The sequence below is a fragment of the Kitasatospora nipponensis genome, assembly GCF_039528135.1.
Classification (GTDB): Bacteria; Actinomycetota; Actinomycetes; order Streptomycetales; family Streptomycetaceae; genus Kitasatospora; species Kitasatospora nipponensis.
The window spans coordinates 1-525 of sequence record NZ_BAAALF010001136.1; the positions used below are offsets into that span (position 1 = coordinate 1).

At 68.4% G+C, this 525-nt stretch carries 1 protein-coding gene; it reads left to right on the forward strand.

Annotated elements, in window-relative coordinates; translation table 11 throughout:
• On the forward strand, positions 1-525 hold a 525-nt coding region (locus ABD323_RS45280), incomplete at both ends, for an endo-1,4-beta-xylanase (protein WP_344447760.1).

The window sequence follows — 525 nt, forward strand, 5'->3', positions numbered from 1 at the left end:
TCGTCCCGCCCCCCCCCAACTTCGCCGGAGCCGCGGCCCTGAGTACGCAGGCGGCCCCCTCCGGCAGGTCCTTCGGCACCGCAGTGGCCGCCGGCCGGCTCGGCGACTCGACGTACGCGCCGAGCGCGGACCGGGAGTTCAACATGATCACCCCGGAGAACGAGATGAAGTGGGACGCCATCGAGCCGTCCCGCGGCAACTTCAACTTCGGTGCCGCCGACCAGATCGTCAACCGTGCCGTGGCAAAGGGGCAGCGCATGCGCGGCCACACCACGGTCTGGCACTCGCAGCTCCCGTCCTGGGTCAGCTCGATCGGCGACGCGAACACGCTGCGCAGCGTGATGAACAATCACATCACCACCGAGATGACCCACTTCAAGGGCAAGATCTACGCCTGGGACGTGGTCAACGAGGCGTTCGAGGACGGTGGCAGCGGCAAGCACCGCAGCTCGGTGTTCCAGAACGTGCTGGGCAACGGCTTGATCGAGGAGGGGTTCCGCACCGCCCGGGCGGCCGACACGGGAG